The 22,360-nt window shown below is 51.6% G+C and carries 23 protein-coding genes; 15 read left to right on the top strand and 8 right to left on the bottom strand.

What is annotated here, in order from left to right; genetic code table 11:
- Nucleotides 1–4: 4 nt before the first annotated feature.
- Both mobA and moaA read right to left on the bottom strand, forming a co-directional pair.
- Nucleotides 5–601 (bottom strand): molybdenum cofactor guanylyltransferase MobA, encoded by a 597-nt coding sequence (gene mobA, locus AC07N2_RS15000; RefSeq protein ID WP_494778972.1) that lies wholly within the window; start codon nucleotides 599–601, stop codon nucleotides 5–7.
- A 41-nt stretch (nucleotides 602–642) separates the two neighbouring features.
- A complete protein-coding gene (moaA, locus tag AC07N2_RS14995) occupies nucleotides 643–1,755 on the bottom strand; it encodes a GTP 3',8-cyclase MoaA (protein WP_494778971.1) in 1,113 nt (370 codons plus the stop codon).
- A gap of 214 nt (nucleotides 1,756–1,969) precedes the next feature.
- Between moaA and apbC the strand changes: the two genes are divergently transcribed.
- The 14 genes from apbC (at nucleotide 1,970) to AC07N2_RS14925 (ending at nucleotide 15,593) form a co-directional block, all read left to right on the top strand.
- Nucleotides 1,970–3,058 (top strand): iron-sulfur cluster carrier protein ApbC, encoded by a 1,089-nt coding sequence (gene apbC / locus AC07N2_RS14990; protein WP_076591130.1) that lies wholly within the window; start codon nucleotides 1,970–1,972, stop codon nucleotides 3,056–3,058.
- 214 nt (nucleotides 3,059–3,272) lie between these two features.
- Nucleotides 3,273–3,791: a DUF3305 domain-containing protein gene (locus AC07N2_RS14985; protein WP_494778970.1), complete on the top strand. Its 519-nt coding sequence runs from the start codon at nucleotides 3,273–3,275 to the stop codon at nucleotides 3,789–3,791.
- On the top strand, nucleotides 3,781–4,404 hold the full coding sequence (locus AC07N2_RS14980) for a DUF3306 domain-containing protein (RefSeq protein WP_494778969.1): 624 nt from the start codon (nucleotides 3,781–3,783) through the stop codon (nucleotides 4,402–4,404). Before AC07N2_RS14985 ends, AC07N2_RS14980 begins: the two co-directional genes overlap by 11 nt.
- A gap of 35 nt (nucleotides 4,405–4,439) precedes the next feature.
- Nucleotides 4,440–6,539, top strand: a complete 2,100-nt coding sequence (locus tag AC07N2_RS14975) for a 4Fe-4S binding protein (RefSeq protein ID WP_494778968.1) — start codon at nucleotides 4,440–4,442, stop codon at nucleotides 6,537–6,539.
- A 56-nt stretch (nucleotides 6,540–6,595) separates the two neighbouring features.
- Nucleotides 6,596–7,210: a TorD/DmsD family molecular chaperone gene (locus AC07N2_RS14970; RefSeq protein WP_494778967.1), complete on the top strand. Its 615-nt coding sequence runs from the start codon at nucleotides 6,596–6,598 to the stop codon at nucleotides 7,208–7,210.
- Nucleotides 7,211–7,407: 197 nt separating this feature from the next.
- Entirely contained in the window at nucleotides 7,408–7,608 is a 201-nt protein-coding gene (locus tag AC07N2_RS14965) for a hypothetical protein (RefSeq protein ID WP_494778966.1), read from the top strand.
- Nucleotides 7,609–7,623: 15 nt separating this feature from the next.
- Nucleotides 7,624–10,587, top strand: a complete 2,964-nt coding sequence (locus AC07N2_RS14960) for a formate dehydrogenase subunit alpha (RefSeq protein WP_494778965.1) — start codon at nucleotides 7,624–7,626, stop codon at nucleotides 10,585–10,587.
- Between the two features lie 65 nt (nucleotides 10,588–10,652).
- Complete coding sequence (fdh3B, locus tag AC07N2_RS14955) at nucleotides 10,653–11,282, top strand: formate dehydrogenase FDH3 subunit beta (protein WP_076591137.1); 630 nt, start codon at nucleotides 10,653–10,655, stop codon at nucleotides 11,280–11,282.
- Nucleotides 11,279–11,506, top strand: a complete 228-nt coding sequence (locus tag AC07N2_RS14950) for a hypothetical protein (protein WP_494778964.1) — start codon at nucleotides 11,279–11,281, stop codon at nucleotides 11,504–11,506. Before fdh3B ends, AC07N2_RS14950 begins: the two co-directional genes overlap by 4 nt.
- Nucleotides 11,507–11,528: 22 nt before the next feature.
- The gene (locus tag AC07N2_RS14945) at nucleotides 11,529–12,680 is read left to right on the top strand and encodes a formate dehydrogenase subunit gamma (RefSeq protein ID WP_494778963.1); all 1,152 of its coding nucleotides are present in this window, start codon (nucleotides 11,529–11,531) and stop codon (nucleotides 12,678–12,680) included.
- A gap of 12 nt (nucleotides 12,681–12,692) precedes the next feature.
- Nucleotides 12,693–13,019 carry a hypothetical protein gene (locus AC07N2_RS14940; protein WP_494778962.1) on the top strand — a complete coding sequence of 109 codons (327 nt, stop codon included), beginning with the start codon at nucleotides 12,693–12,695 and terminating at the stop codon, nucleotides 13,017–13,019.
- A 240-nt stretch (nucleotides 13,020–13,259) separates the two neighbouring features.
- Nucleotides 13,260–14,105 carry a formate dehydrogenase accessory sulfurtransferase FdhD gene (locus tag AC07N2_RS14935; protein WP_494779262.1) on the top strand — a complete coding sequence of 282 codons (846 nt, stop codon included), beginning with the start codon at nucleotides 13,260–13,262 and terminating at the stop codon, nucleotides 14,103–14,105.
- A gap of 109 nt (nucleotides 14,106–14,214) precedes the next feature.
- Nucleotides 14,215–14,919 carry an ABC transporter permease gene (locus tag AC07N2_RS14930; RefSeq protein ID WP_076591142.1) on the top strand — a complete coding sequence of 235 codons (705 nt, stop codon included), beginning with the start codon at nucleotides 14,215–14,217 and terminating at the stop codon, nucleotides 14,917–14,919.
- On the top strand, nucleotides 14,919–15,593 hold the full coding sequence (locus AC07N2_RS14925; protein ID WP_494778961.1) for an energy-coupling factor ABC transporter ATP-binding protein: 675 nt from the start codon (nucleotides 14,919–14,921) through the stop codon (nucleotides 15,591–15,593). The genes AC07N2_RS14930 and AC07N2_RS14925 overlap by 1 nt, the downstream gene beginning before the upstream one ends.
- A gap of 26 nt (nucleotides 15,594–15,619) precedes the next feature.
- Here AC07N2_RS14925 and AC07N2_RS14920 read toward each other — a convergent pair whose 3' ends face one another.
- The 6 genes from AC07N2_RS14920 to AC07N2_RS14895 form a co-directional block, all read right to left on the bottom strand.
- Nucleotides 15,620–16,225 carry a sensor histidine kinase gene (locus AC07N2_RS14920; RefSeq protein WP_494778960.1) on the bottom strand — a complete coding sequence of 202 codons (606 nt, stop codon included), beginning with the start codon at nucleotides 16,223–16,225 and terminating at the stop codon, nucleotides 15,620–15,622.
- Nucleotides 16,226–16,227: 2 nt separating this feature from the next.
- Nucleotides 16,228–17,856, bottom strand: a complete 1,629-nt coding sequence (locus AC07N2_RS14915; RefSeq protein ID WP_494778959.1) for a tetratricopeptide repeat protein — start codon at nucleotides 17,854–17,856, stop codon at nucleotides 16,228–16,230.
- 148 nt (nucleotides 17,857–18,004) lie between these two features.
- Nucleotides 18,005–18,784, bottom strand: coding sequence for a translesion DNA synthesis-associated protein ImuA (gene imuA / locus AC07N2_RS14910; protein ID WP_494778958.1), 780 nt, complete (start codon nucleotides 18,782–18,784; stop codon nucleotides 18,005–18,007).
- Between the two features lie 131 nt (nucleotides 18,785–18,915).
- On the bottom strand, nucleotides 18,916–19,587 hold the full coding sequence (locus AC07N2_RS14905) for a hypothetical protein (protein ID WP_494778957.1): 672 nt from the start codon (nucleotides 19,585–19,587) through the stop codon (nucleotides 18,916–18,918).
- The gene (locus AC07N2_RS14900) at nucleotides 19,584–20,564 is read right to left on the bottom strand and encodes an MlaD family protein (RefSeq protein WP_076591148.1); all 981 of its coding nucleotides are present in this window, start codon (nucleotides 20,562–20,564) and stop codon (nucleotides 19,584–19,586) included. The genes AC07N2_RS14905 and AC07N2_RS14900 overlap by 4 nt, the downstream gene beginning before the upstream one ends.
- Before the next feature lie 27 nt (nucleotides 20,565–20,591).
- Complete coding sequence (locus AC07N2_RS14895) at nucleotides 20,592–21,407, bottom strand: MlaE family ABC transporter permease (protein ID WP_494778956.1); 816 nt, start codon at nucleotides 21,405–21,407, stop codon at nucleotides 20,592–20,594.
- A 193-nt stretch (nucleotides 21,408–21,600) separates the two neighbouring features.
- Between AC07N2_RS14895 and AC07N2_RS14890 the strand changes: the two genes are divergently transcribed.
- Nucleotides 21,601–22,359, top strand: coding sequence for a spermine/spermidine synthase domain-containing protein (locus AC07N2_RS14890; protein WP_494778955.1), 759 nt, complete (start codon nucleotides 21,601–21,603; stop codon nucleotides 22,357–22,359).
- The last annotated feature ends 1 nt before the right edge of the window (nucleotide 22,360 follow it).

The raw sequence follows: 22,360 nt of genomic DNA, 5'->3' as shown, positions 1-22,360 counted from the left end.
TTCATTATGCAGTGGTCTCGTATTTACGCAGATCGTCCAGCGTATTGATGTTGCGGAAGGCATCTTCATCGTCGAAGTGAACTTCGGCTACCGTGAGCGATGAATACCATTTATCGAATTTGCGACCACCTTCTTGCAGGTACAGCGTCAGATGTGGCAACAAGGATGCCTTCACCAGACAAAATACCGGATGCGCTTGTCGTGTTTCGCCTTCACCTGTGATGGCAACGGCCAGATCGGCGTTCTTTTCTTCCAATCCGGCGGCAAGACGTGCCACCAGATCCTTGGGCAGGAAAGGTGAATCACAAGGTGAGGTAACCAGATAATCTGTTTCGCAATGGATCAAGCCTGTTTGCAAACCTGCTAGCGGGCCGGCAAATCCTTGCATTTCATCCTGCCAGACCGGTACGCCAAAACCTTCATACGGCGCGATATTCTGATTGGCGTTGATCATGATGTAGCCGACTTGCGGCGACAGACGCATCAACACGTGCAAAGCCATGGGCGCATCACGGAAGAGTTGCAGGCCCTTATCAACAGTGCCCATACGGGTGCCACGTCCGCCTGCGAGTATGAGGCCGGTAATCTGACTGGTATCCATATTGTTAGGTTTTTCCGATATCAGTTAAATGGAGTGCTTGATCAGCCACCGATGTAAGACATCTCGACTTTGCGTTCTACCTGCAGGCTATTTGTCTTCGCGGTACGCAATTCAGAATAGCGATCGTCGCGTGCGCGCCAGATGTGGGCAATTGCGGTTGAAATTTCTTCATCGGTATTGCCGCCACGCATTAATGCACGCAAGTCATGACCGCCGGTCGCGAACAGGCAAGTGTACAACTTGCCTTCGGTCGATAGGCGGGCACGACTGCAGTCGCTGCAGAATGCTTGCGTCACGCTGGAGATCACACCGATCTCACCGCCGCCATCGACATAGCGCCAACGATCGGCCGTTTCGCCGGTGTAGTTCGGTGCGATGGGTTGCAATGGCATGTCTGCCTCGATGCGACGTACGACTTCGGACGAAGGAATGACTTCATCCATCTTCCAGCCGTTCGATGCACCAACGTCCATGTATTCGATGAAGCGCAGTATGTATGGCGTACCTTTGAAATGGCGTGCCATGGGCACGATTTCCTGATCGTTCATGCCACCCTTGACGACCATATTGATCTTGATCGGGCCGAGGCCAACGCGATGTGCTTCTTCTATACCTTCCAGTACATCGGATACGGCGAAGTCGACGTCATTCATCTTTTTAAAGGTCTTGTCGTCCAAGGCATCCAGCGAAACGGTAACGCGTTTCAAGCCGGCATCCTTCAAAGCCTGCGCCTTGCGCGCGAGCAGCGCGCCATTGGTGGTCAAGGTCAGATCGAGTTCGCGGCCATCAGGTGTGCGCAGAGCACTCAACATGGCAATCAGTTTTTCCACATTCTTGCGCAGCAGTGGCTCACCACCGGTCAGGCGGATTTTTTCCACGCCATGCGCGACGAACAATGAAGTAATGCGGGTGATTTCTTCAAACGACAGCAGGGAACTTTGCGGCAGAAATGCGTAGTCTTTGTCGAATACTTCTTTCGGCATGCAATAAACGCAACGAAAATTGCAACGATCCGTGATCGAAATACGCAAGTCTTGCAAAGGACGCGCGCGCGTATCCGCCAGCAAGCCGGTAGGTGCTTCAAGGCGTGCAGGAATGACCGGTATCCTGTTCAGATAGCGTAGGTCAGCGAGCGGAATGATTTTTTCAGTCATGGCAAAAATGGTCTAAGTACGCCATTGTAAGTCGTTCACGCATGGCGTGTCGAATTGGTACTGGCTGTTTGCCGGGGTTTCTACCTATGTAGATGGTGTTGAAATCCCATTTTCGCAAGTGGAAAGATGGAAAATATGGCAATGCTTGTCAGCAAGTCATCAGCATGTCGCATGCAATTAGTTTAGACTTGCGCTATCAAATTCGGGAGAACCAATGAGTATTACGATTGAAGCAGTCAAAGAAGCATTGACCGGGGTAATCGACCCAAACACGGGCAAAGATCTGGTCAGCAGCCGTTCTGCAAAAAACATTCAAATCAATGGCAATAACGTCATATTCGATGTGGAGCTTGGTTATCCGGCTAAAAGCCAGATTGATGGCATCCGCAAGGCATCGATTGCTGCGGTACGTACTATTGAAGGTATGGGCAGCGTCACCGCCAATGTCTATTCCAAAATCGTCGCGCACTCGGCACAACGTGGCGTGAAGCTGTTGGCTAATGTCAAAAATATCATTGCGGTCGCGTCCGGCAAGGGCGGCGTCGGCAAATCCACTACTTCAGTCAATCTGGCGCTGGCGCTGGCGGCTGAAGGCGCGCAAGTCGGCATCCTCGATGCAGATATCTATGGCCCGTCACAACCCATGATGATGGGTATTTCCGGTCGTCCGGAAACCATGGACGGTAAAACCATGGAGCCGATGGAGAACTACGGTTTGCAGGTTTCCAGTATTGGTTTCATGATCGATCCGGATGAGCCTATGGTGTGGCGCGGTCCTATCGTTACGCAAGCCTTGACGCAGTTGCTGGAACAAACCAACTGGCGCGATCTGGATTATTTGATCGTCGATATGCCACCAGGTACCGGCGATATTCAATTGACGATGTCGCAAAAAGTGCCAGTCACCGGTGCAGTCATTGTGACGACACCACAAGATATCGCTTTGCTGGATGCACGCAAAGGTTTGAAAATGTTTGAGAAAGTCGGCATTCCGATTCTCGGCATTGTAGAAAACATGAGTACGCATATTTGCTCCAACTGCGGTCATGCTGAGGCAATCTTCGGCGAAGGTGGCGGCGAGAAAATGTGTGGCGAATACGGTGTGGATTTCCTCGGTGCATTGCCACTGACGATGTCGATCCGTCAGCAGGCAGATTCCGGTAAGCCTACAGTGGTTGCTGATCCTGATGGTCCTATCTCGGTGATCTACAAACAGATCGCTCGCAAGATCGCAATCAAGGTTGCAGAAAAGGCGAAGGATATGTCGTCCAAGTTCCCAACGATCGTGGTCAAGAACGATTAAATTTTTCATTTTCCTTGCTTGATGCTCATCAAGTTTCAAGGTATGGTTGTTTCGAAGTAAGTTTCTCTATGCGTGAGCATCAAGGTGCTCACGCAGTTTACTCATCGTTAAATTCCGTGATTGAAGTCCCGATCCGGTTTGCAATTTCGGCGCAGAATAAGTACTGCGTCCCAATCGTCACAACGACAGGCAGAATATGCCGCAATGAGGAAACATGGAGACAGAAGCAATCCGCGTTGGCGTCATCATGCAACGCACACCACTTTCCAATCGGTGGCAACCGTTTCAATGGCTCCCCATTGAAGTTGTCGGAGATGTCGGCTCGTCACATGACGCGCCGCATTGTCTGCGCAATGATCCTGCAGATATGAGCTGGTTATTTGGCGGTATCGAAGTCAAATTATTCAGTACTGAAGCAGAAGGATATTTCCTTAATATCAGTGCGCCTGCGCCTTGCTGGTTCATCATGTGGCGTATTGAAGAGGTTGATGGGGTTGAATTGGCCGTTCCAAAATCAGTCACCTTGTCATACAACGAGGCAGCGCGTTTGATGGATGGTGGTGAACGGGTCGATACCTTGCCAGCCTCTGTCGATATCATCGAACGTCTGACTGAGTTTACGAACAACTACTATCATCCCGAGCCCAAACGCAAACACAAAAAACCATCATTTGAAGGCGGTGAAGGCGTCGATAAAATGGCGCGCGCCGAAGGTGATACACATGGCGGCTGAAGATTTTTTTGCGCGTTGGGCCAAGAAAAAGTCCGACACATCTGCTGATGCAGAAATTGCGCCTGAAAAAAATGCAGGCGAGGTCTTGCCTGCATCTGATGCTGCGCATGAACCGATTGCTGCAGAGACTGCGGCCAAGCCACTACCTACGCAAGAAGATGTTGAACACCTGACACACGATTCGGATTATTCGGCATTCATGGGGCAAGGTGTGGATGAGTCGGTAAGGCGTTCAGCCATGAAGAAATTATTCACGAATCCACACTTCAATGTGATGGATGGACTGGATGTCTATATTGAGGATTACAGCAAGTTTGAACCAATGACGCCAGCTTTCATTGCTTCTCTCAGTCATGCCAAAGCATTGCTGGATCCACTATCGCAACTGCAATCGCCGTTCATGAATTTACTGGAAGTACCCAAGAAAGAAGAGCCGGTTGTCATCACTGCTGAACAGCCTGTACTGGATACTTCACAAGAGGATGAAGTACAAGCAGCTGCATCGGAAGAAGTATCTTCAGATGGCGATACAGAGCAAGACGATACTAAAAAACAAGAAAAAATCAGTACACCAAAGGAGCTCAACGCATCATCTCGCGTTGAAGATATTTAAAGCAGTTTGTCCTAGCCAGCCATAGAAGCCAGCCAATGACCACAGAATTCAAAGTATGTAATTGCAATCGCACCATGCCTCTTGATACACATGCAGGCGCGCAAATCGGTACTGCGCTCGGCACCGGAGCACTTCCTGTTCATACTGAGTTATGCCGGCGTGAAGTCCCTTCGTATTTAACATCGCTTGATGGTGTGGACGATATCGTCGTTGCCTGTACGCAGGAACGCAGCCTGTTTGCAGAAATTGCACAGCAAAAAGGTTCGGTTGCACCGCTGCGTTTCGTCAATATCCGCGAGACCGGCGGTTGGGGCGCTCAAGCGAAAAATGCTGTGCCGAAAATGGCAGCATTGCTGGCAGCAGCAGCCTTGCCCGATCCTGATCCCGTTCCTACCGTCGATTATCAATCAGCCGGACACGCCTTGATCATTGGACCGGCAGATCGCGCACTGACCTGGGCCCAGCGTTTGGGGTCGCAACTTGATGTCAGCGTTTTGTTGACTGGCGGCGCGGCTGGTGAAATGTTGCAGGACAGAGCGTTTCCAACTTTCTCCGGGAATCAAATAATGATCACGGGTTGGTTGGGCAAATTCAAGGTGCAGTGGCAACAGGCAAATCCCATCGATCTGGAAGCCTGTACACGCTGCAACGCCTGTATTGATGTGTGCCCGGAAAATGCAATTGATCTGACTTATCAGATCGATCTGAGTAAATGCAAATCGCATCGCGATTGCGTGAAAGCGTGCGGCACCATAGGTGCTATTGATTTCATGCGCACTGTGACACAACGCAGCAGCGACTTCGATTTGATTTTCGATTTGTCTGATGTTCCTTTACTGAGCTTGCACCAACCGCCGCAAGGCTACTTTGCACCTGGTGCGATTGCGGAGCGGCAGATGGATGACGCTCTGAAGTTGACACAAATGGTGGGCGAGTTCAGCAAGCCAAAATTCTTTCTCTATAAAGAGAAGCTATGCGCACACGGCCGCAACGGTAAAGTCGGCTGCACTTCGTGCATAGACGTATGTTCGGCTGAAGCTGTTAGCCATAACGGCGATCAGATCAAGGTCAATCCAAATCTGTGCGTAGGCTGCGGTGCTTGCACAACGGTTTGTCCATCTGGTGCGCTGGCTTACGCTTATCCGCGTGCAACAGATACCGGCACACGTCTGAAAACGATGTTGTCCACATATGCGAAAGCTGGCGGCACGCAGCCAGCCTTGCTGCTCCATAACCAGGAGCAGGGCGCTGCACTTATTAATCAATTGGGCCGTTTGAGCAAAGCTGCAGGCAAGCTCAAAGGCGTTCCTGCTGCCGTGATACCTGTTGAGTTGCATCACAGTGCATCGACCGGCATCGATCTTTGGCTCACGGCCATTGCATACGGTGCCACGCATATTGCCATTCTGGTGACCAAGCAGGATGCGCCGGAGTATGTGAGCGCATTGAATCAGCAGATTGATATTGCCCAGACTATTCTGAGTGGCCTCGGTTATACCGGTGTGCATATTTCGCTAATACAGGCGCAGACGCCGGAGCAACTGGATGTCGGGCTATCGACCATTCAGGCCGCGCAAGTTCCAACACAGCGTGCGCTATTTAATGTGGCAGTCGATAAACGCAGTACGCTGGAATTGGCGATTGATCATTTGAAAACGCATGCGCCGCTGAAAGTAGATGAGATCGCTCTACCTGCCGGTGCGCTATACGGCATGGTGTTGGTGAACAAGGATACGTGCACCTTGTGCATGTCGTGCGTGGGTGCGTGTCCGGAGTCGGCGCTGACGGATAACGCGAACATGCCGCAGCTACGTTTCATAGAAAAGAATTGCGTGCAATGCGGCCTGTGCGAAAAAACCTGTCCTGAAAATGCGATTGCATTGACGCCGCGTCTGTTGCTGACCGATGCAGCGAAGCAGCCGATAGTGGTGAATGAAGCTGAGCCGTTTCATTGTATTAGCTGCCAAAAACCGTTCGGCACTGCGCAGATGATAGAAACCATGGTGGGTAAATTGTCTCTGCATGGAGCATTTGCCGGGAATATCAATAGGCTCAAGATGTGCCCGGATTGCCGCGTGGTCGACATGATGGCGAATAAACAGGAAGCAGTAGCGACCGATTTAAAACGGAATTGATTCATATCGTTCCGCCGCGCTGTCTTCAGTCAAATAAAAATGCTCACAGGATCACGATGACCACTGCTCAATCAATCAAGTTTGAATCCCCGGATCAAGGCGAAGAAACGGCGCGTGCCGACGTGTACGGCTTGCTTGCCACTTTGCTTTATGCGCCGCCACCGCAAGACTTGCTCGATACGATCGCTGCGGCACCGGCGCAAGGTGACAGTGCACTGGAACATGCGTGGGCGGATGTGGTCGCCGCCTGCAAAACCGTTAAGCAGGAGGAAGCACGCGAAGAATACGAGCAACTTTTTGTGGGCGTCGGCAAGCCCGAAGTGATGTTGTATAGCTCGTATTATTTGTCCGGCTTTTTAATGGAAAAGCCATTGGCAGAATTGCGAACAGACTTGGCGCAACTGGGCTTGCAACGTTCAGACAATGTGGTTGAGAGTGAGGATCATCTGGCGACCTTGTGTGAAGTGATGCGTTATCTGATTGCTTCCGATGATGTAGTGCATGCCAATCTGAGCGTACAAAAGAAGTTCTTCAACGATCACATGCAAGCGTGGGTGCTTGATTGTTGCGCTGCAATAGAGGCAAGTCCGAACGCAAAATTTTATAAGCCGGTGGCGCGTTTGGCGCGGCAGTTCTTCGAGGTGGAGATACAAGCGTTCGACATGACTTAAATAATGCTGCATCGGCAATTTACGAGATTGAAAACAGATTTTGATGCGCCTCTTCATTTGCACTATAAAGGTGCGTTTGTGAAATTTTAGTTATGAAAGAGGATGCAAGTTGCTAAAAGGTATGCTAACTTACGTCGAAAGATAATATAAGATTTAAAAAGCATATTACGTCCTGACCCACATTACAGGAGACGATCATGTCTGAGAAATCAAAAAGTCCTCGCCGCAATTTCATTGCTGGTCTAGGCGTGGTTGCCGTAGGTGGTGTTGCTGCCAAACTGGCTCCCGAATCCCTTACTTCTGCAATTTCCAATGTCCTTTCCGCGCAAGATCCAGACGGTGATAGCTATCGTCTGACTGAGCACGTCAAAAAATACTACCGCACGACCACAATCTAAATACGAGGTGACAACATGCTGTTAACTCGCAAAAGCAACGCTGTTGAGCGTTCGCCTGCCCGTTTCTCATCCAGCCTTGCCGACAGTTTGTCGCGCGCTTTGCCCACGATGGACAGACGTGGATTCCTGAAGCGTTCGGGTATCGGTATTGGCGCAGGGATCGCCGCCGCACAGCTCGGCTTGATCCAAAAAGCCAAGGCTGCCGAAGGCGGCGCAGCTGCTGGTGGCAGCAAGATTGAGGTGAAGCGTACAGTGTGTTCGCACTGCTCAGTCGGTTGCGCCTCGGATGCGATTGTAGAAAACGGCGTGTGGGTTCGTCAGGAGCCGGTGTTTGATTCACCGATCAATCTGGGTGCACATTGTGCCAAAGGTGCAGCCTTGCGCGAGCACGGTCACGGCGAATACCGCTTGAAGTATCCGATGAAACTGGTCAACGGCAAGTACCAGCGCATCAGCTGGGATCAGGCGCTGAATGAGATTTCCGCCAAGATGCTGGATATCAGAAAAGTCAGCGGCCCTGATTCAGTCTTCTTCGTCGGTTCATCCAAACATAACAACGAACAAGCTGCGCTGCTGCGCAAGTTCGTGTCTTTCTTCGGTACCAATAACACTGATCACCAGGCACGTATCTGCCACTCGACCACTGTCGCGGGCGTTGCAAACACCTGGGGTTACGGTGCGATGACCAACAGCTATAACGATATGCAGAATTCCAAGGCGGCGTTATACATTGGGTCAAACGCTGCTGAAGCACATCCGGTATCGATGCTGCACATGCTGCATGCCAAAGAAACCGGCACCAAGATGATCGTGGTTGATCCTCGCTATACACGCACTGCTGCCAAAGCTGACCAATACATCCGCATACGCTCCGGTTCTGATATTCCGTTCCTGTGGGGCGTGCTGTATCACATCTTCAAAAACGGCTGGGAAGACAAGCAGTACATCAATGACCGTGTCTATGGCATGGAAAAGGTCAGGGCAGAAGTCATGAAGTGGACGCCAGAAAAGGTCGAAGAGGCCTGCGGCGTACCTGAAGCGGAAATTTATAAAGCCGCTGAAACCATGGCCATGAATCGTCCGTCGACTATCGTCTGGTGCATGGGGCAGACCCAACACAGCATCGGTAATGCGATGGTGCGTGCATCCTGTATTTTGCAACTTGCCTTGGGCAACGTCGGCAAATCGGGTGGCGGCACTAACATTTTCCGCGGTCACGATAACGTGCAAGGCGCCACTGACGTTGGTCCTAATCCGGATTCTCTGCCGGGTTACTACGGTTTGGCGACCGGCTCATGGAAGCACTGGTGTGCTGTCTGGGGCGTCGATTACGAATGGGTCAAGAAGCAATACGTCTCGCAGGAGATGATGGAAAAATCCGGCACCACAGTTTCGCGCTGGGTGGATGCGGTTCTCGAGAAAAGCGAGAACATCGATCAAGATAATACGGTCAAGGCCATGCTGTTCTGGGGGCATGCACCGAACTCGCAGACGCGTGGCCTTGATATGAAGAAGGCATTCGACAAACTCGATCTATTGGTCGTTGTTGATCCTTATCCATCAGCAACAGCCGCCATGGCTGCGATGAAAGTCGATGGTCAGGAACTGAATCCGAATCGCGCAGTGTATTTGCTGCCGGCAGCAACGCAGTTTGAAACCTCAGGTTCAGTCACTGCATCGAACCGCTCACTTCAATGGCGTGAAAAAGTCATTGAGCCATTGTTCGAATCGCGCACTGATCACATGATCATGTATCAACTGGCGCAAAAACTTGGTTTTGGCAAAGAGCTGGTTGCCAAGATCAAACTGGTCCCTGGCAAGGGCGGCATGATGGAGCCGGAGCCAGAATCAATGCTGGAAGAAATCAACCGCGGCACATGGACCATCGGTTATACCGGCCAATCGCCTATGCGTTTGAAAGCGCACATGCGCAACATGAATCTGTTCGATGTGAAAACCTTGCGCTGCAAAGGCGGCAAGGATGCAGAAACCGGTTACGACATGACGGGCGATTATTTCGGTTTGCCGTGGCCTTGCTACGGTACGCCGGAATTGAAGCACCCAGGCACGCCGAATCTGTATGACACTTCCAAAACCATGATGGATGGTGGCGGTAACTTCCGCGCCAACTTTGGTGTGGAGCGAGAAGGTGTCAGCCTGTTGGCGGAAGATGGTTCGCATACCTTGGGCGCAGATATCACGACAGGTTATCCAGAGTTCGATCACATTCTGTTGAAAAAACTCGGCTGGTGGGACGATCTGACCGAGGCAGAGAAAAAGGCAGCGGAAGGCAAGAACTGGAAGACAGATCTTTCTGGCGGTATTCAGCGCGTCACGATGAAGGTGCATGGCGTGCATCCATGGGGTAATGCGAAGGCACGCGCCGTCGTATGGAACTTCCCGGATGCTGTACCTCTGCATCGCGAACCGATCTATGGCACACGGCCTGACCTGGTTGCCAAGTATCCAACGCATGACGATAAAAAGAACTTCTGGCGCATGCCGACTTTGTACAAGTCGCTGCAAGACAAGAATATCGAAGCCAAGCTCTATGAAAAATTCCCGATCATTCTTACCTCGGGACGTTTGGTTGAGTACGAGGGCGGCGGCGAAGAGACGCGTTCCAATCCTTGGTTGGCCGAGCTGCAGCAAGAGAACTTTGTCGAGATCAATCCGAAAGCGGCGGACGATAGAGGCATACGCAATAACGAGTATGTGATCGTCTCCACGCCGACTGGTGCACGCATCAAGGTCAAGGCCTTGGTAACGGTACGTGTGGCGGAAGACACGGCTTTCATTCCATTCCATTTCTCCGGCTGGTGGCAGGGCAAGGACATGATCGATTCCTATCCGGAAGGTGCACATCCGATCGTACGTGGTGAGGCAGTCAACACTGCGACGACGTATGGCTACGACTCGGTGACGATGATGCAGGAAACCAAAACCACCATTTGCAATATTGAAAAAGCACCGGCATAGCGTTGTATCTGACGAAAACGGATAAGTTCATACGTAACGGATACAAGCGCTAAGGAGAGATCAAAATGGCACGAATGAAATTCATCTGCGATGCAGAACGTTGTATTGAATGTAATGGCTGCGTGACTGCGTGCAAGAACGAGAACGAAGTGCCGTGGGGCGTCAATCGCCGCCGCGTGGTCACGATCAATGACGGTGTGATCGGGCAAGAGAAATCGATTTCGGTTGCATGTATGCATTGCTCCGATGCGCCATGCATGGCGGTTTGCCCGGTCGATTGCTTCTATCGCACAGAAGAAGGTGTGGTCTTGCATGACAAGGATATTTGCATCGGTTGCGGTTACTGCTCCTATGCCTGTCCATTCGGTGCGCCGCAATTCCCATCCAACGGCGCATTCGGTCTGCGCGGGAAAATGGATAAATGTACTTTCTGCGCCGGTGGCCCGGAAGCAAATGGCTCCAAGGCAGAGTTTGAAAAGTACGGGCGTAATCGTTTGGCCGAAGGCAAGTTGCCGGCATGTGCAGAAATGTGCTCGACCAAAGCCTTGCTCGGCGGCGATGGTGATGTGATTGCAGACATTTTCCGCGCACGTGTCATGCGACGTGGAAAAGGAAGTGAGGTCTGGGGTTGGGGCACTGCCTACGGCAAGTCGCATAATCCGGACGCAAAAGCACCGACTGGAGGTAAATCATGATGCGCGCACTGTTTATCTCATTAATGGCATTGGCCTTGTTCGGTTGCGCCGAGAAAAGCCAATCGCAAGCGGATGCGCGTGTATCTGGCGACACGCCGCCGTGGGATGGCGCGAAGGGTGATCCATTTGTCGTCAAGGGCTGGACGCCTGGTAATAAAACCGAGTGGGAAACGCAAATGCGAACCCGTGCTCAATCGCAGAACGAGTACGTGAAAATCAATTGATGCATCCGCGAGGGGAATTATCATGAATACATGGTTCGCCAAACTCGCCGTCGGCTTATCGCTCATTGCAGCGACAGCCGGGGTTGCATTGGCACAGACGAATGAGCCAGCCGCGGCAAGCAAGGCAGCGGCATCACCGCCTGCGACACAAAGCATGTCGAATATCGAGTCAGACGATATTCTTTACATGAAACAGAATCAGGCTGAGCGTACGCAAGTTCAACCCGGCAATCTGGCTCCGGTGTATCGCAAGATCAAAGAAGGCGGCGAAAATTATTCCAGCTTGCCTGCATTGGAAGCGGGCGTTCTGATCCAGCCACAAATGAAATTCCCCGGTCAGGCACGCGCCACGACAGCGGGTGAGGCATGGCGTCTATATCGCAATGGTCCTTTAACAACGTACGGTGGTTGGCTCATCATCGTCGCAGTGCTAGGGATCGTGGCTTTTTATTTCTCGATCGGTACGATCAAGCTGAAAGAAAAGCGCACAGGCCGTTTGATCGAACGCTTTACATCGATTGAGCGCCTGACGCACTGGACTGTAGCGATCAGTTTTCTGACGCTGGCATTGACAGGCTTGGTCATGCTGTTCGGGAAATATGTGGTGCTGCCGGTATTTGGGCATAACGTATTCGGCTGGCTCGCCTACATCTGCAAGAACGTACACAATTTCATAGGACCGGTTTTCACTGTGTCGCTGATTTTGATGTTCGCCATCTTCGTTAAAGATAATTTCCCAGCCAAAGCAGATTGGAAATGGCTGATCAAGCTCGGTGGTGCGAGAGGGCATGCCAGCGCAGGTCGTTTTAACGCTGGTGAAAAACTGTGGTTCTGGGGTGGTGTGGTTTTCCTAGGCTTGATCGTGAGCGCATCCGGCTTTGTGCTGGATATGTTGGTGCCGGGCATACTCTACACGCGCGGCAATATGCAGATCGCAAACGTGATCCACTTGGTTGCTGCCGTGCTGATCTTCAGTGCATCGCTGGCGCATATCTATATCGGTACCTTGGGTATGGAAGGTGCGTATGAAGCTATGGCCACCGGCTATGTTGATGATGCCTGGGCCAAGGAGCATCACGACCTCTGGTATGACGATATTGAAAAAGGCAAAGTGCCAAGAGTGCGTACGCAAGAAGGCGCAGAAAAAACCGGCACACCGATCAAGGCTGTCTAAGGAGATATGCAGATGAAAAAGATACTGATGGCATTGCTCGGCATCATGGTCATGGGTGCCGCTTCAGCCAAATTGCCACCCCTGAGCGATGAGGCCAAAGCGAAGGCTGCCGAAGCCAAAGCCAAGACTGCCTGGAGCGACAAGGTCGCTGCGTATCAGTTGTGCGAATCACAAGATCGTGTGGCTGCAGCTTATCTAAAAAGAACGGGCAAACCGAAGCCGACTATTGCCGTTCCGCCATGTACTAATCCTGGACCGTATGTCGCCTTGGTGGTGGCAACGACGACAGTGGGCGTAGCCGATGCGAAACCGGTACCTGCTGCCGGTGCAAAAAAGTAATCCTCACATTTCCTGCCAAATCAGCACCTCAAACTAGGCAAGCGTTATCAGGTCTATGAACCTGGTAACGCGCATGCCGCTATAATCTCGCGTGTACTATCGAAATATTGAATATCGCTAAGGCATTATTCGATGTTTTGTGCGCTACCACGCATCATGCCCAGCATGATTCTGATAACTGAGTCCGATAATGAACAGTGGCATTTGCCAGCCCTGTTCAAAATGAATTGTCCGTTGCCCATGTCGTATCGCCCTGAATTTACCAGCACGCCAGTCAAACTGACGTATGACGTTAATGCCGTCGATGAAACCGCACAGACTTCGGCTGTAGCGATTCCGGCTGAGCGTCCGCTGACGGTGTATGTCGATGGACGTGAACTGATTACCTTGATGACCCTGGGTGCCGCACCGGAAATGTTGACGCTCGGTTATCTACGCAACCAACGTTTGGTGGAGTCGATTGAAGAAATCGTCTCCGTGCATGTGGATTGGGATCAGCATGCAGTGTCTGTCACGACACGTGATGGCATTGCCAATATCGAGGAACGCACAGCAAAACGGGTAGTCACCACTGGTTGTGGGCAAGGCACGATGTTCGGCGGTTTGATGGATGAGGTCGATACCATCGTCTTGCCGACCGATGCTAGATTGAAACAATCGACACTTTATAAAATCGTCAACACGATACGTACACAGGACTCGGTCTATGCCAAGGCGGGATCAGTGCATGGTTGTGGACTGTTCTCGTCGGAAGGCGATTTGCAATATTTCATCGAAGACGTGGGTCGTCACAATGCAGTCGATTCCATTGCCGGCATCATGTGGCTGGAAAATATCAGCGGTGCCGACAAAGTGTTTTACACCACGGGCCGTCTGACTTCCGAGATGGTGATCAAAGGTGCGCAGATGGGCATGCCGTTCCTGATTTCACGCTCTGGTACCACGCAGATGGGCCATCTTGTAGCGGAAAAGGTCAATATGACCTTGCTGGCGCGTTGTACCGGCAAACACTTTTTGCTCGTGACCGGCAAGGAACGCATGGTTTATGAGCCGGAGTTGCTCGACTCCTCGCTGCGCGTTGCATAAATATCCTCATTAGTCACACGGCGTATTCTTTCGGCGCAGCTTCCTGAGTACGTTAAAATTGCGGCTACAAAAATGAATAGCCGGCGTTTCAGCCGCAATCTACTTCCTCATGTCTTTACTTGACGCTACTCGCGATGCATTCGGTTTGCTCTTTTCGGGCGATGCCGTGCTGTGGCGCATCATCTGGATATCGCTCAAAACATCTATCGTCGGTCTGTTGATCGCGACACCGATTGCGGTGCTGCTTGGTTATCTAATCGCAACGCGTGAATTCATAGGCCGTCGTATCGTGATCTGGATTGCACAAGCAGCCTTGTCACTGCCGACGGTGTTGATCGGCTTATTGCTGTATCTGATGCTCTCGCGACAAGGCCCGCTTGGTTCGCTGCAATGGTTATTCACTCAAACCAGCATTATCTTTGGGCAAGTCCTGATAGTCTTGCCGGTCTTGATCGCCTTTACCTTGTCGGCCGTGCAAGCGGCCGATCCGCGTCTGGCAGAGACGGCGATCGTCCATGGAGCATCTAAATGGCGAGTCATGCTGACGGTGTTGCACGAAGTGCGATTCGGCGTAATGGCTGCAGTGATCAATGGTTTCGGTCGTGTGATTTCGGAAGTCGGTTGCGCGATGATGGTCGGCGGGAATATCGCCGGCGAGACGCGCACGATTACTACAGCGATTGCTCTGGAAACCAGCAAGGGTGAATTTGCACAAGGAATTGCACTGGGCATCGTTCTGATTGCATTTGCCTTGTTGATCAATGCTGCGATGATGTTGTTGCAAGGTGATGCCCGTCCAGCGAGGAATATGTGATGGATGCGCTTTTATCGATACAACGTTTGCAAAAAAATTTCCATCAGCGTCGTTTGCTGGATATCGAGAATCTGTCGATTGCACAATCACAAGCGTATGTGCTGACCGGTTCCAATGGTTCCGGCAAAAGTACCCTGATGCGCATATTGGCTGGATTGGAATCGGCGGATACTGCTGATGTGCGATTCCAGGGAGTGACAGCCAGTCTGTCGCCTTATCCGCGCGTGATGCGCGATGCCATCGTTTATGTACATCAACATCCGGTCATGTTTTCCACCAGCGTTGCTGAAAATATCGGTTACGGTTTGTTCGTGCGCGGCGTGCCGAAAAACATCATTGCCGAAAAAGTGGAAGAAGCCATCGTCTGGGCTGGCATTACGCATTTGCGCAAGAACGTACCTAACTTCTTGTCCGGTGGTGAAAAACAGCGCGTTGCATTGGCCCGCGCCCGCGTTCTGTCACCGAAATTATTGTTGCTGGACGAGCCGACTGCGAATCTGGATGGATCTGCGCGTGAACAGGTGATTGCTCTGATTCCAACACTGGTGAGCGAGGGCAGTAGCGTGATCATGGCTTGTCATGATCGTGATCTGATTGCCTTGCCTGGAGTACAGCGTTTGAAAATACGTGATGGCAAGCTTGAATTACGACAAGCGCATTTGCACGACGAGTAAGATTTTTCTCGACGATATTCGCGTGCTTACGGTAGCCGCAAGGTAAAAAGTGCACCGCCATTTAAAGACGTACTCAACTGCACACTGCCTTGGCGATTTTCATTGCGATGTGCCTTGGCAATCGCTGAACACAATGCCATGCCGAGTCCGGTTGATGGCTTTCCTTCCATAGTCCCCAATCCAGCACCATCGTCCTGTACTGTGAAGACGATCTCTTCATCTATTTTCCTGCATCCAACGACGATGTTGGCGCTGGCGAAGCGTGTGGCATTTTGTAGCGCTGCATCCAGCGCCAACCCAACCAGATGCTCGTCAAAGAAAGCGATGGCTGGCATGTCATCGGCATTGATGGTGATGCTGAGTTCGGACGGTGCTGCTATGCGGTCGCGTAGCAAGCCGTTGAGAAAATCGTCCGGACTGACTGCTTCTATGCGTGTCGTCAAACCTTGTGTGGAAGCTTTGTACAAGGTGAGAAAACCAATCATTTTTTCGCGCAATGCGACGCAGCTTGCGTGTGCTTGCCTGGCTTTGTCTTGGTCGAGATCATCAACCAGCGTCGATAATTCACCTTCCAATGCGCCCAAAGCATTTTTCAAATCATGTACAACGATGGCGGTGAGCTGTTGATCCATGCTTATGCCTCGACGCTGGCTTTAACCAGTGTTTCGCGCAGAAAGCGATACATCTTGGCGACGCGTTCGCTATTCGGCATCAATACATCCAGTTGTGCCAGATAGGCATTCACGCGTTCTACATAGTTGCGATCCAGACCTTTTTGACTCATCCACAGCAGATGCAATTGTGCTGCGGCGAGCAGTACGCCGGTATTGTCCGGTGTCGCGATCAAGGCTTCTTCTAGCTTGGTCAGCGATTCGTCGAATTGGCCGGCACGCATTAATTGCGTTGCCTGATCAACGATCAAGGCACCTTCGCTGATGACTTCATCAACGATTTTTTCAATCAGGGCTTCGTTGCCGGTATCTTGCAGAACGCGACGTGCGTAGGCGACCAGACGTGTGTTTTCATGATCGGCCTTGATGGCTTTGGCCATGATGCGCGCGCCTTCTTCATTGAGACCTATGCTGAAGGCAGCTTTTGCCAGTGCCAATGTATTCGTATCCGGACGTATGCCATCGGCCATTTCTTTGGCTGATTCAAATGCTGCCTTGGCAGAATCGATATCGCCAAGGCGAGCGAATGCCTGTGCAGCGATCGTCGCTTGTCGAGCTGAAAAATGTGCGTCGTCCTGGTGATCTTTAGCCGCGTTGCTTAATACAGTGAGCGCATGGGCTGCTTCACCGATATCAACGTGCACTTGTGCCAGCGACAATGCATCGGATGCTTGTGCCGTGAGCGAGCCGCGTGTGTGTGTCAAGGCTTTGTCGAATGCGGTACGGGCCTGCTCCAGATTGCCGACACGATATGCGGCATCACCCATCAGGCGGCTGCGTCGTGCTGATGGAATCACGTCATACGATTTGTTGAACGCATCTAGAACAGCTTCTTCGTTGCCTTGTGCTTCAGCGATTTGTGCAAGCAGATCGTAGGCGTCGATGAATTTGGCATTGACGTCCAAGACGTCCTGCACGATTTTCTTGGCTTCATCGAGTTTGCCCGCTGCTTGATCACAGCGTGCCAGGCCGAGCTTGGCCCACACCAGATCACTACGCAAACCGAGTGCCTTGAGATAGCTTGTTCGGGCATCGTTGATATTGCCTAATTCGAGTGCAGAGCTGGCCTGGATTTTCAGGATGTCGACTATCCACTTCGGCTCGACTTTTAAAACCTTGTCGCATTCAGCGATAGCGCCAGTCAGGTCTTTCATCTGCAAGCGATCAGTGATTGGCTTCAAGGCATTTTGCCTATCGAGCAAACGTTCGATGCGATCCGCAATCTTGCCACCGGTCAGTGGTTTGACCATGTAGGCATCCGGCTGAAATTCTGCTGCGCTAGCCACGCTGTCGTAACTGCTTTCAGCCGTGATCATGAAGAACATGGCAGTCGGCGATAGCAGTTTTTGCGAACGCAAGAATTCCAGCATCTGCTGGCCGTTGGTTTCTTTATTGAGGTTGTAATCGCAAATGATTACATCGTAGTTGGTAGAGCGGATGTATTTGATCGCATCATTTGGCGTGGCGGCCTGATCGACTTGCTCAATACCTAATTGTCCTAATTGGGTGCGAATGTTTTGTCGCATCGTCGACATGTCGTCTACGACTAGTGCGCGCAATTTGGCAAGACGGCTATTGAGAATAGTGGCCATTATGGTGCGGAAAATAAGGATTCCTCATCATACGGCTATGTTTCTAGAGTTGCTACAAGAGAATGCTTTTCTTGCAAGTATCTGATTGCATTGCGCGATAGCGCGAATGTGCTGACTCGCCTCCCGTGGTGGGAGGCGAGTTGTACGCTTATACCGGCAGTGTTGCGCGGTGTCGGGCAGCCGTAGCGGCAAGAGCAGAATGCGCTACGGTATAGGATGGCATCGAGAAAACAGGTGGGCTTAGTGATCGTGCTACAGGTGGTGCGCTTACTTTGGATGATGCTGCAAGTGGCAACATCATAGGCTTGCTGTGAACCGGCCCACGACGCTTGATGATTTCGACAGACATGCGGCCGTCAGTCGCAGGCTGACACAGCATGCGTAATGGGGCCGGAGATGACTGGCTTTGGTCAGATAAAGGTCGGAACACAAAAGTCAAACCGTCATTGCCAGCTGCTAGCAGTTGCAGGCGACGTAAGTGATCCGGTCTCGCTTCCGGCAACCAGCACAGCAGAGCGCCGAAATCCACGCTTTGCATAGCTTGTTCGACGGCCCAGATTCTATCCATGGGTTTGTCTGCTTTGATCATGATGACATTCGAGAGATCGATGCCCAGATCAGCCAGCGATGCTGCGGAGGGAATATGTGGTGGCGCCAGCAGAATCACGGTTTTTCCAGCTTGCGTGAGCTGTCTCAAGACAGGGGCCAGCAAAAGCAATTCACCGACATCCGGGCGTGGCATCAGTAACTCAATCAAAACGGAGGAAGGCCAGCTGCCATTCGGCAATTCCTGATCCAGTGCGCGGTAGCCGGATGGGATAGCTTTGGCACGACGTGTTTCACTGTGGTCGTTGTACCAGACAGCCTCGGGCAATGAAGCGAAAATGGACTGTGCTGAAGCGGGAAGAGCGGATGCTAGTGCGGCCATAAAACCTCCAAATACTGATTGGGATAAGGCGTCAGCGAGTCGACGCATTACCAATATACTGTATATGCATACAGTATAAAAGGTTTTTTTGAGAATTCAGCTATTTGTAGCCAGATTGAAACTGGCTGGGATTATTTGTCTGTTCCTTCAACAAGTGCCATACGTCTACGCAGACGCTCCGCTTCAATACTATCCCCGGCTTGTTGCGCGCGCATGGCTTGTACACCTAGCCAAGCCAGTAAAGGACGACGCCATCCCTGAGCGGATGCAGTGTCTACCGCCAGCGTCAGTACAGCAGGCGTGGCACGGTTGGTGCGGAACAATACGCCAGCCGCGACCAGCCGGGAAAGTGGATCGTCTATGCTTTGCAAAGCAGCTGCAGCGGCGGTATCCGATGTTGCACCAGCTACTGTGCGATGCTGGGACGGCAGTGATGCGACATCCTGAGGCTGTATGCGTCCAGCCAGATAATCGGCATAAGCCCGTTCCGATGTTGGGGCGTCCTGCCGCAATTTTTCGAAACCGCTACATTCTTCAAGCACCAGACTGGCTACGCGACTGGCGCAACGAGTGAGTTCTACGCGCGCAAGCAGATCGATGCGGCCGGTGCGTGCTACTTCATTGCGGGCAAAAGCGAATTCCTGCTCTTCCGCGCGCGTATTGCCTGTCAGATAGGCGTTGGTAGCCAGATCTGTCGCACTTTTGGCATTCATTTGCCAGTCGGGCGCTGGTGTTCCGGCGCAAGCAGCCAGAAGTCCTGCGAGACTGGTGACTAGCAGCGTATTTAAGAGTCGTGATGTCATGGCAGGGTCAACTCCGTGTCGCGTGCAAATGGCCATTTGCGATTGATTTCGTTGACCAGTTGTTCTACCTTGCGCAAGCTGCGATCAACTTCTGCGCGCAGCGAGCCGAGGTCATTGGTCGCCGATTTGGCGTTGCCACTAATGACTTGTGCGTCGTTTAGTACCGCATCAACTTTCTTCAAGCTAGCTCTGGCTTCGCCCAACATGGCATTGAGTTGGACGATGGTGGCCTGGCTGTTACCGTCTTTGCCGAATACCTGATTGTCGGTCTTGAGCAGCAAGCCATCGACTTTGGCCAAAACAGCATTGGCGCGATCCAGCGTCGCTACCATTTTTTGCGCATCTTTTTCGTTGCCAAACAATGCGCCCAAGGCACCGTTCGGGCCGTTGAGTTTTGCTGTCATGCCTTGCAGATTCGTGAGGCTGGCATTGAGTGCAGAGTCGGCTGAAGTGAGATTGTTGATGTTTTCAATCAATTGCTTGGCAGAGGAAACCAGGATCGGAATTTCTGCCGAAACATCGCCGACCAGCAAGGTGCGTTCAGCGCCGGCTTCCAGCGGTGGATCGGTTGGGACACCGGTGTAGGCACGTATGCGTGTGCTGCCGACGATGGCACGTTCCATCGTAAAGACGCTGGATGTGCGTAACCAATGTGCGTCTTTCTTGGCGACGGCGACTATCATGCGCGCCTTGCCATCCTTGCCTAATTCAATACGGCTGACACGTCCTACTGGGAAGCCGGAGAACGTAAGGTCCATGCCCACCGACACGCCTTCCGAATCATCCGCCAGCAGTACCAGTTCTTGCGTGGCTTCGAATGCGCCTCTGGCATACATCAAGTAAGCCGCTGAGCTGCAAATCAACACAATCAAAAAGATGAGCAGGATCGCTGCCTTGAACTCCAGATTGCTGGGCGCGAGGCCGGGCAACTGCGTTTTTGGCGGTGGTGGAATGGATGAGTCTGGTTGTTCTTGCATGGCAATCAGGCGCAGTCGTTATAAGAGTTAATAATAATTGCCCATCAGGGAAGCAATCTCAATCAGCAAAATGACGAAGAAAAGACGAACCATGGCAGCCAGTTCATTGGCAGCCTTCGAGCGACTGTGGAGCGATGTCTGGGATGTATCGTAAAGCGACGAAGCCATCGGGATCAAGGACACGGCAAGACTGAAGAACAAAGTCTTGAGCATGAAAATCATCGACACCGCAGGATTGAAAATCTGGCCAACGACACGTGTATAACCGGCCAGTGCCCATTGCGTGAAGCCATAAACGGAAAGATAAGCCAGGATCAAGGTCAACACACAGCTCACTGCTGCCAGCATCCAGACGGAAAATATGCCTGCCACTGCACGAGGAAAGAATTCCCTGCGTATCGGATCGATACCTTGGCGTTGCAGTGCGTGCAAATCACCGCGTGCGCGCATTTCTGCCAACTCTACGCCATCGGGGAGTGTGCGTCGCAGTGCGACAAATAAGGCTGCTGACAGTGGAATGAGTTCCAGCACTAATACGCGGACGACCATCTCCAACGCGTATTTGGACAGGCCATAACTCAGCGCGGTAACGACCACAATGCGTATCAGGATGACGCTAGCCAGCGCAGACAAGACGGAAAACCAGATCAGATTCGCCGTAGTACCCAGCACTATCTGATAAGCGATGGCATGACGATTCTCACGTTTGTACGTGGTAGGGGACAAGGCCAGAGACAGCACGACGACGCCAAACAGCACTATGCGCCAGCCACCCAGCAGCCAGCGCAAAGTGGCACCGCCCATCTGTAGCAGTGTATCTGGAAGGGATACTTTTGCAGTCATGGGAGCATGGTAGCAGTGAATTGGCTTGTCATTTCATTGTCCTGATGGAAAGTTGGAGCCTGAATGTAGATGATATTGCAGGTATGAAGTGGGGCGAACTAATTGGAATCATGCTGTTCGCACAGCATCACGTGCTTTGACTTCATTGCGGGATCGTCCCACACTGGAGCCCTTGTACTTTACTTCATCACTTATGAATTTTTTTACGCCGGATCGACTGGAAAAAATCAAGGCGCTTGTCAATGGAGACCAGCCTTTCATCTTTGATGATGGCGATATCCGCACTTTGCATTTTGATGAGCGCGTCGTGCAAAGCGCCATGCGCTTGTCGGCACCGGATGAATTGGTAATTCCCTATACACAAGCGATGACTGGATTCTTGCTGTTCAATCCTGCGCCTTTACATATTCTGGTCATCGGCTTGGGCGGTGGATCATTGCTCAAATATTGCTACCGACATTTACCTTCGGCACGTATGACTGTGTTGGAGTCGAACGCAGATGTGATTGCCTTGCGCGATCACTTCATGATTCCAGCAGACGATGCGCGCTTGCAAGTGCTGCACAAGGATGCGTCTTTGTATGTGAAGGAGATGGTGACAGATTCAGTCGATGTGATTTTGCTGGATGGCTTTGATGCCAATGGTGCATCGACAGAATTGTGTTCTTTCACCTTTCTTCAAGACTGCCTACGCGTTTTGCACAATGAGGGTGCGTTGGTGATGAATATGGCTGATGACGGTGACACGATCACCTCCATGTTGACGCAAGGGCAGATATTGTTTGGTGGTCGTCATATATGGTGGTTCAAGACCAAAGACGGTAATAGTCATATTGCAGTAGCCGTCAAAATGGGCGAAGACAACTCTAATGATGCAGTACTGCGAGAGCAGGCTGTCAGCATGTGCGAGAAATTTGCACTCGATCTGGTTTATCCAAAAAGTATCGAATAAA

This window comes from Herminiimonas sp. GW821-FHT09C12, from assembly GCF_059416385.1.
The sequence above is the reverse complement of the archived record's forward strand: the minus strand, read 5'-3'. Positions and strand labels throughout refer to the sequence as shown.

Excerpts from the sequence above, each read along its gene's own strand:
- imuA (WP_494778958.1), bottom strand. The coding sequence starts at position 18,784 with ATGGCCGCACTAGCATCCGCTCTTCCCGCTTCAGCACAGTCCATTTTC.
- AC07N2_RS14980 (WP_494778969.1), top strand. The coding sequence starts at position 3,781 with ATGGCGGCTGAAGATTTTTTTGCGCGTTGGGCCAAGAAAAAGTCCGAC.
- AC07N2_RS14950 (WP_494778964.1), top strand. The coding sequence starts at position 11,279 with ATGATGCGCGCACTGTTTATCTCATTAATGGCATTGGCCTTGTTCGGT.
- AC07N2_RS14985 (WP_494778970.1), top strand. The coding sequence starts at position 3,273 with ATGGAGACAGAAGCAATCCGCGTTGGCGTCATCATGCAACGCACACCA.
- AC07N2_RS14945 (WP_494778963.1), top strand. The coding sequence starts at position 11,529 with ATGAATACATGGTTCGCCAAACTCGCCGTCGGCTTATCGCTCATTGCA.
- AC07N2_RS14895 (WP_494778956.1), bottom strand. The coding sequence starts at position 21,407 with ATGACTGCAAAAGTATCCCTTCCAGATACACTGCTACAGATGGGCGGT.
- AC07N2_RS14890 (WP_494778955.1), top strand. The coding sequence starts at position 21,601 with ATGAATTTTTTTACGCCGGATCGACTGGAAAAAATCAAGGCGCTTGTC.
- apbC (WP_076591130.1), top strand. The coding sequence starts at position 1,970 with ATGAGTATTACGATTGAAGCAGTCAAAGAAGCATTGACCGGGGTAATC.
- AC07N2_RS14970 (WP_494778967.1), top strand. The coding sequence starts at position 6,596 with ATGACCACTGCTCAATCAATCAAGTTTGAATCCCCGGATCAAGGCGAA.
- AC07N2_RS14920 (WP_494778960.1), bottom strand. The coding sequence starts at position 16,225 with ATGGATCAACAGCTCACCGCCATCGTTGTACATGATTTGAAAAATGCT.
- AC07N2_RS14905 (WP_494778957.1), bottom strand. The coding sequence starts at position 19,587 with ATGACATCACGACTCTTAAATACGCTGCTAGTCACCAGTCTCGCAGGA.
- AC07N2_RS14975 (WP_494778968.1), top strand. The coding sequence starts at position 4,440 with ATGACCACAGAATTCAAAGTATGTAATTGCAATCGCACCATGCCTCTT.
- AC07N2_RS14925 (WP_494778961.1), top strand. The coding sequence starts at position 14,919 with ATGGATGCGCTTTTATCGATACAACGTTTGCAAAAAAATTTCCATCAG.
- AC07N2_RS14965 (WP_494778966.1), top strand. The coding sequence starts at position 7,408 with ATGTCTGAGAAATCAAAAAGTCCTCGCCGCAATTTCATTGCTGGTCTA.
- fdh3B (WP_076591137.1), top strand. The coding sequence starts at position 10,653 with ATGGCACGAATGAAATTCATCTGCGATGCAGAACGTTGTATTGAATGT.
- mobA (WP_494778972.1), bottom strand. The coding sequence starts at position 601 with ATGGATACCAGTCAGATTACCGGCCTCATACTCGCAGGCGGACGTGGC.
- AC07N2_RS14960 (WP_494778965.1), top strand. The coding sequence starts at position 7,624 with ATGCTGTTAACTCGCAAAAGCAACGCTGTTGAGCGTTCGCCTGCCCGT.
- AC07N2_RS14940 (WP_494778962.1), top strand. The coding sequence starts at position 12,693 with ATGAAAAAGATACTGATGGCATTGCTCGGCATCATGGTCATGGGTGCC.
- AC07N2_RS14930 (WP_076591142.1), top strand. The coding sequence starts at position 14,215 with ATGTCTTTACTTGACGCTACTCGCGATGCATTCGGTTTGCTCTTTTCG.
- AC07N2_RS14915 (WP_494778959.1), bottom strand. The coding sequence starts at position 17,856 with ATGGCCACTATTCTCAATAGCCGTCTTGCCAAATTGCGCGCACTAGTC.
- moaA (WP_494778971.1), bottom strand. The coding sequence starts at position 1,755 with ATGACTGAAAAAATCATTCCGCTCGCTGACCTACGCTATCTGAACAGG.
- AC07N2_RS14935 (WP_494779262.1), top strand. The coding sequence starts at position 13,260 with ATGTCGTATCGCCCTGAATTTACCAGCACGCCAGTCAAACTGACGTAT.
- AC07N2_RS14900 (WP_076591148.1), bottom strand. The coding sequence starts at position 20,564 with ATGCAAGAACAACCAGACTCATCCATTCCACCACCGCCAAAAACGCAG.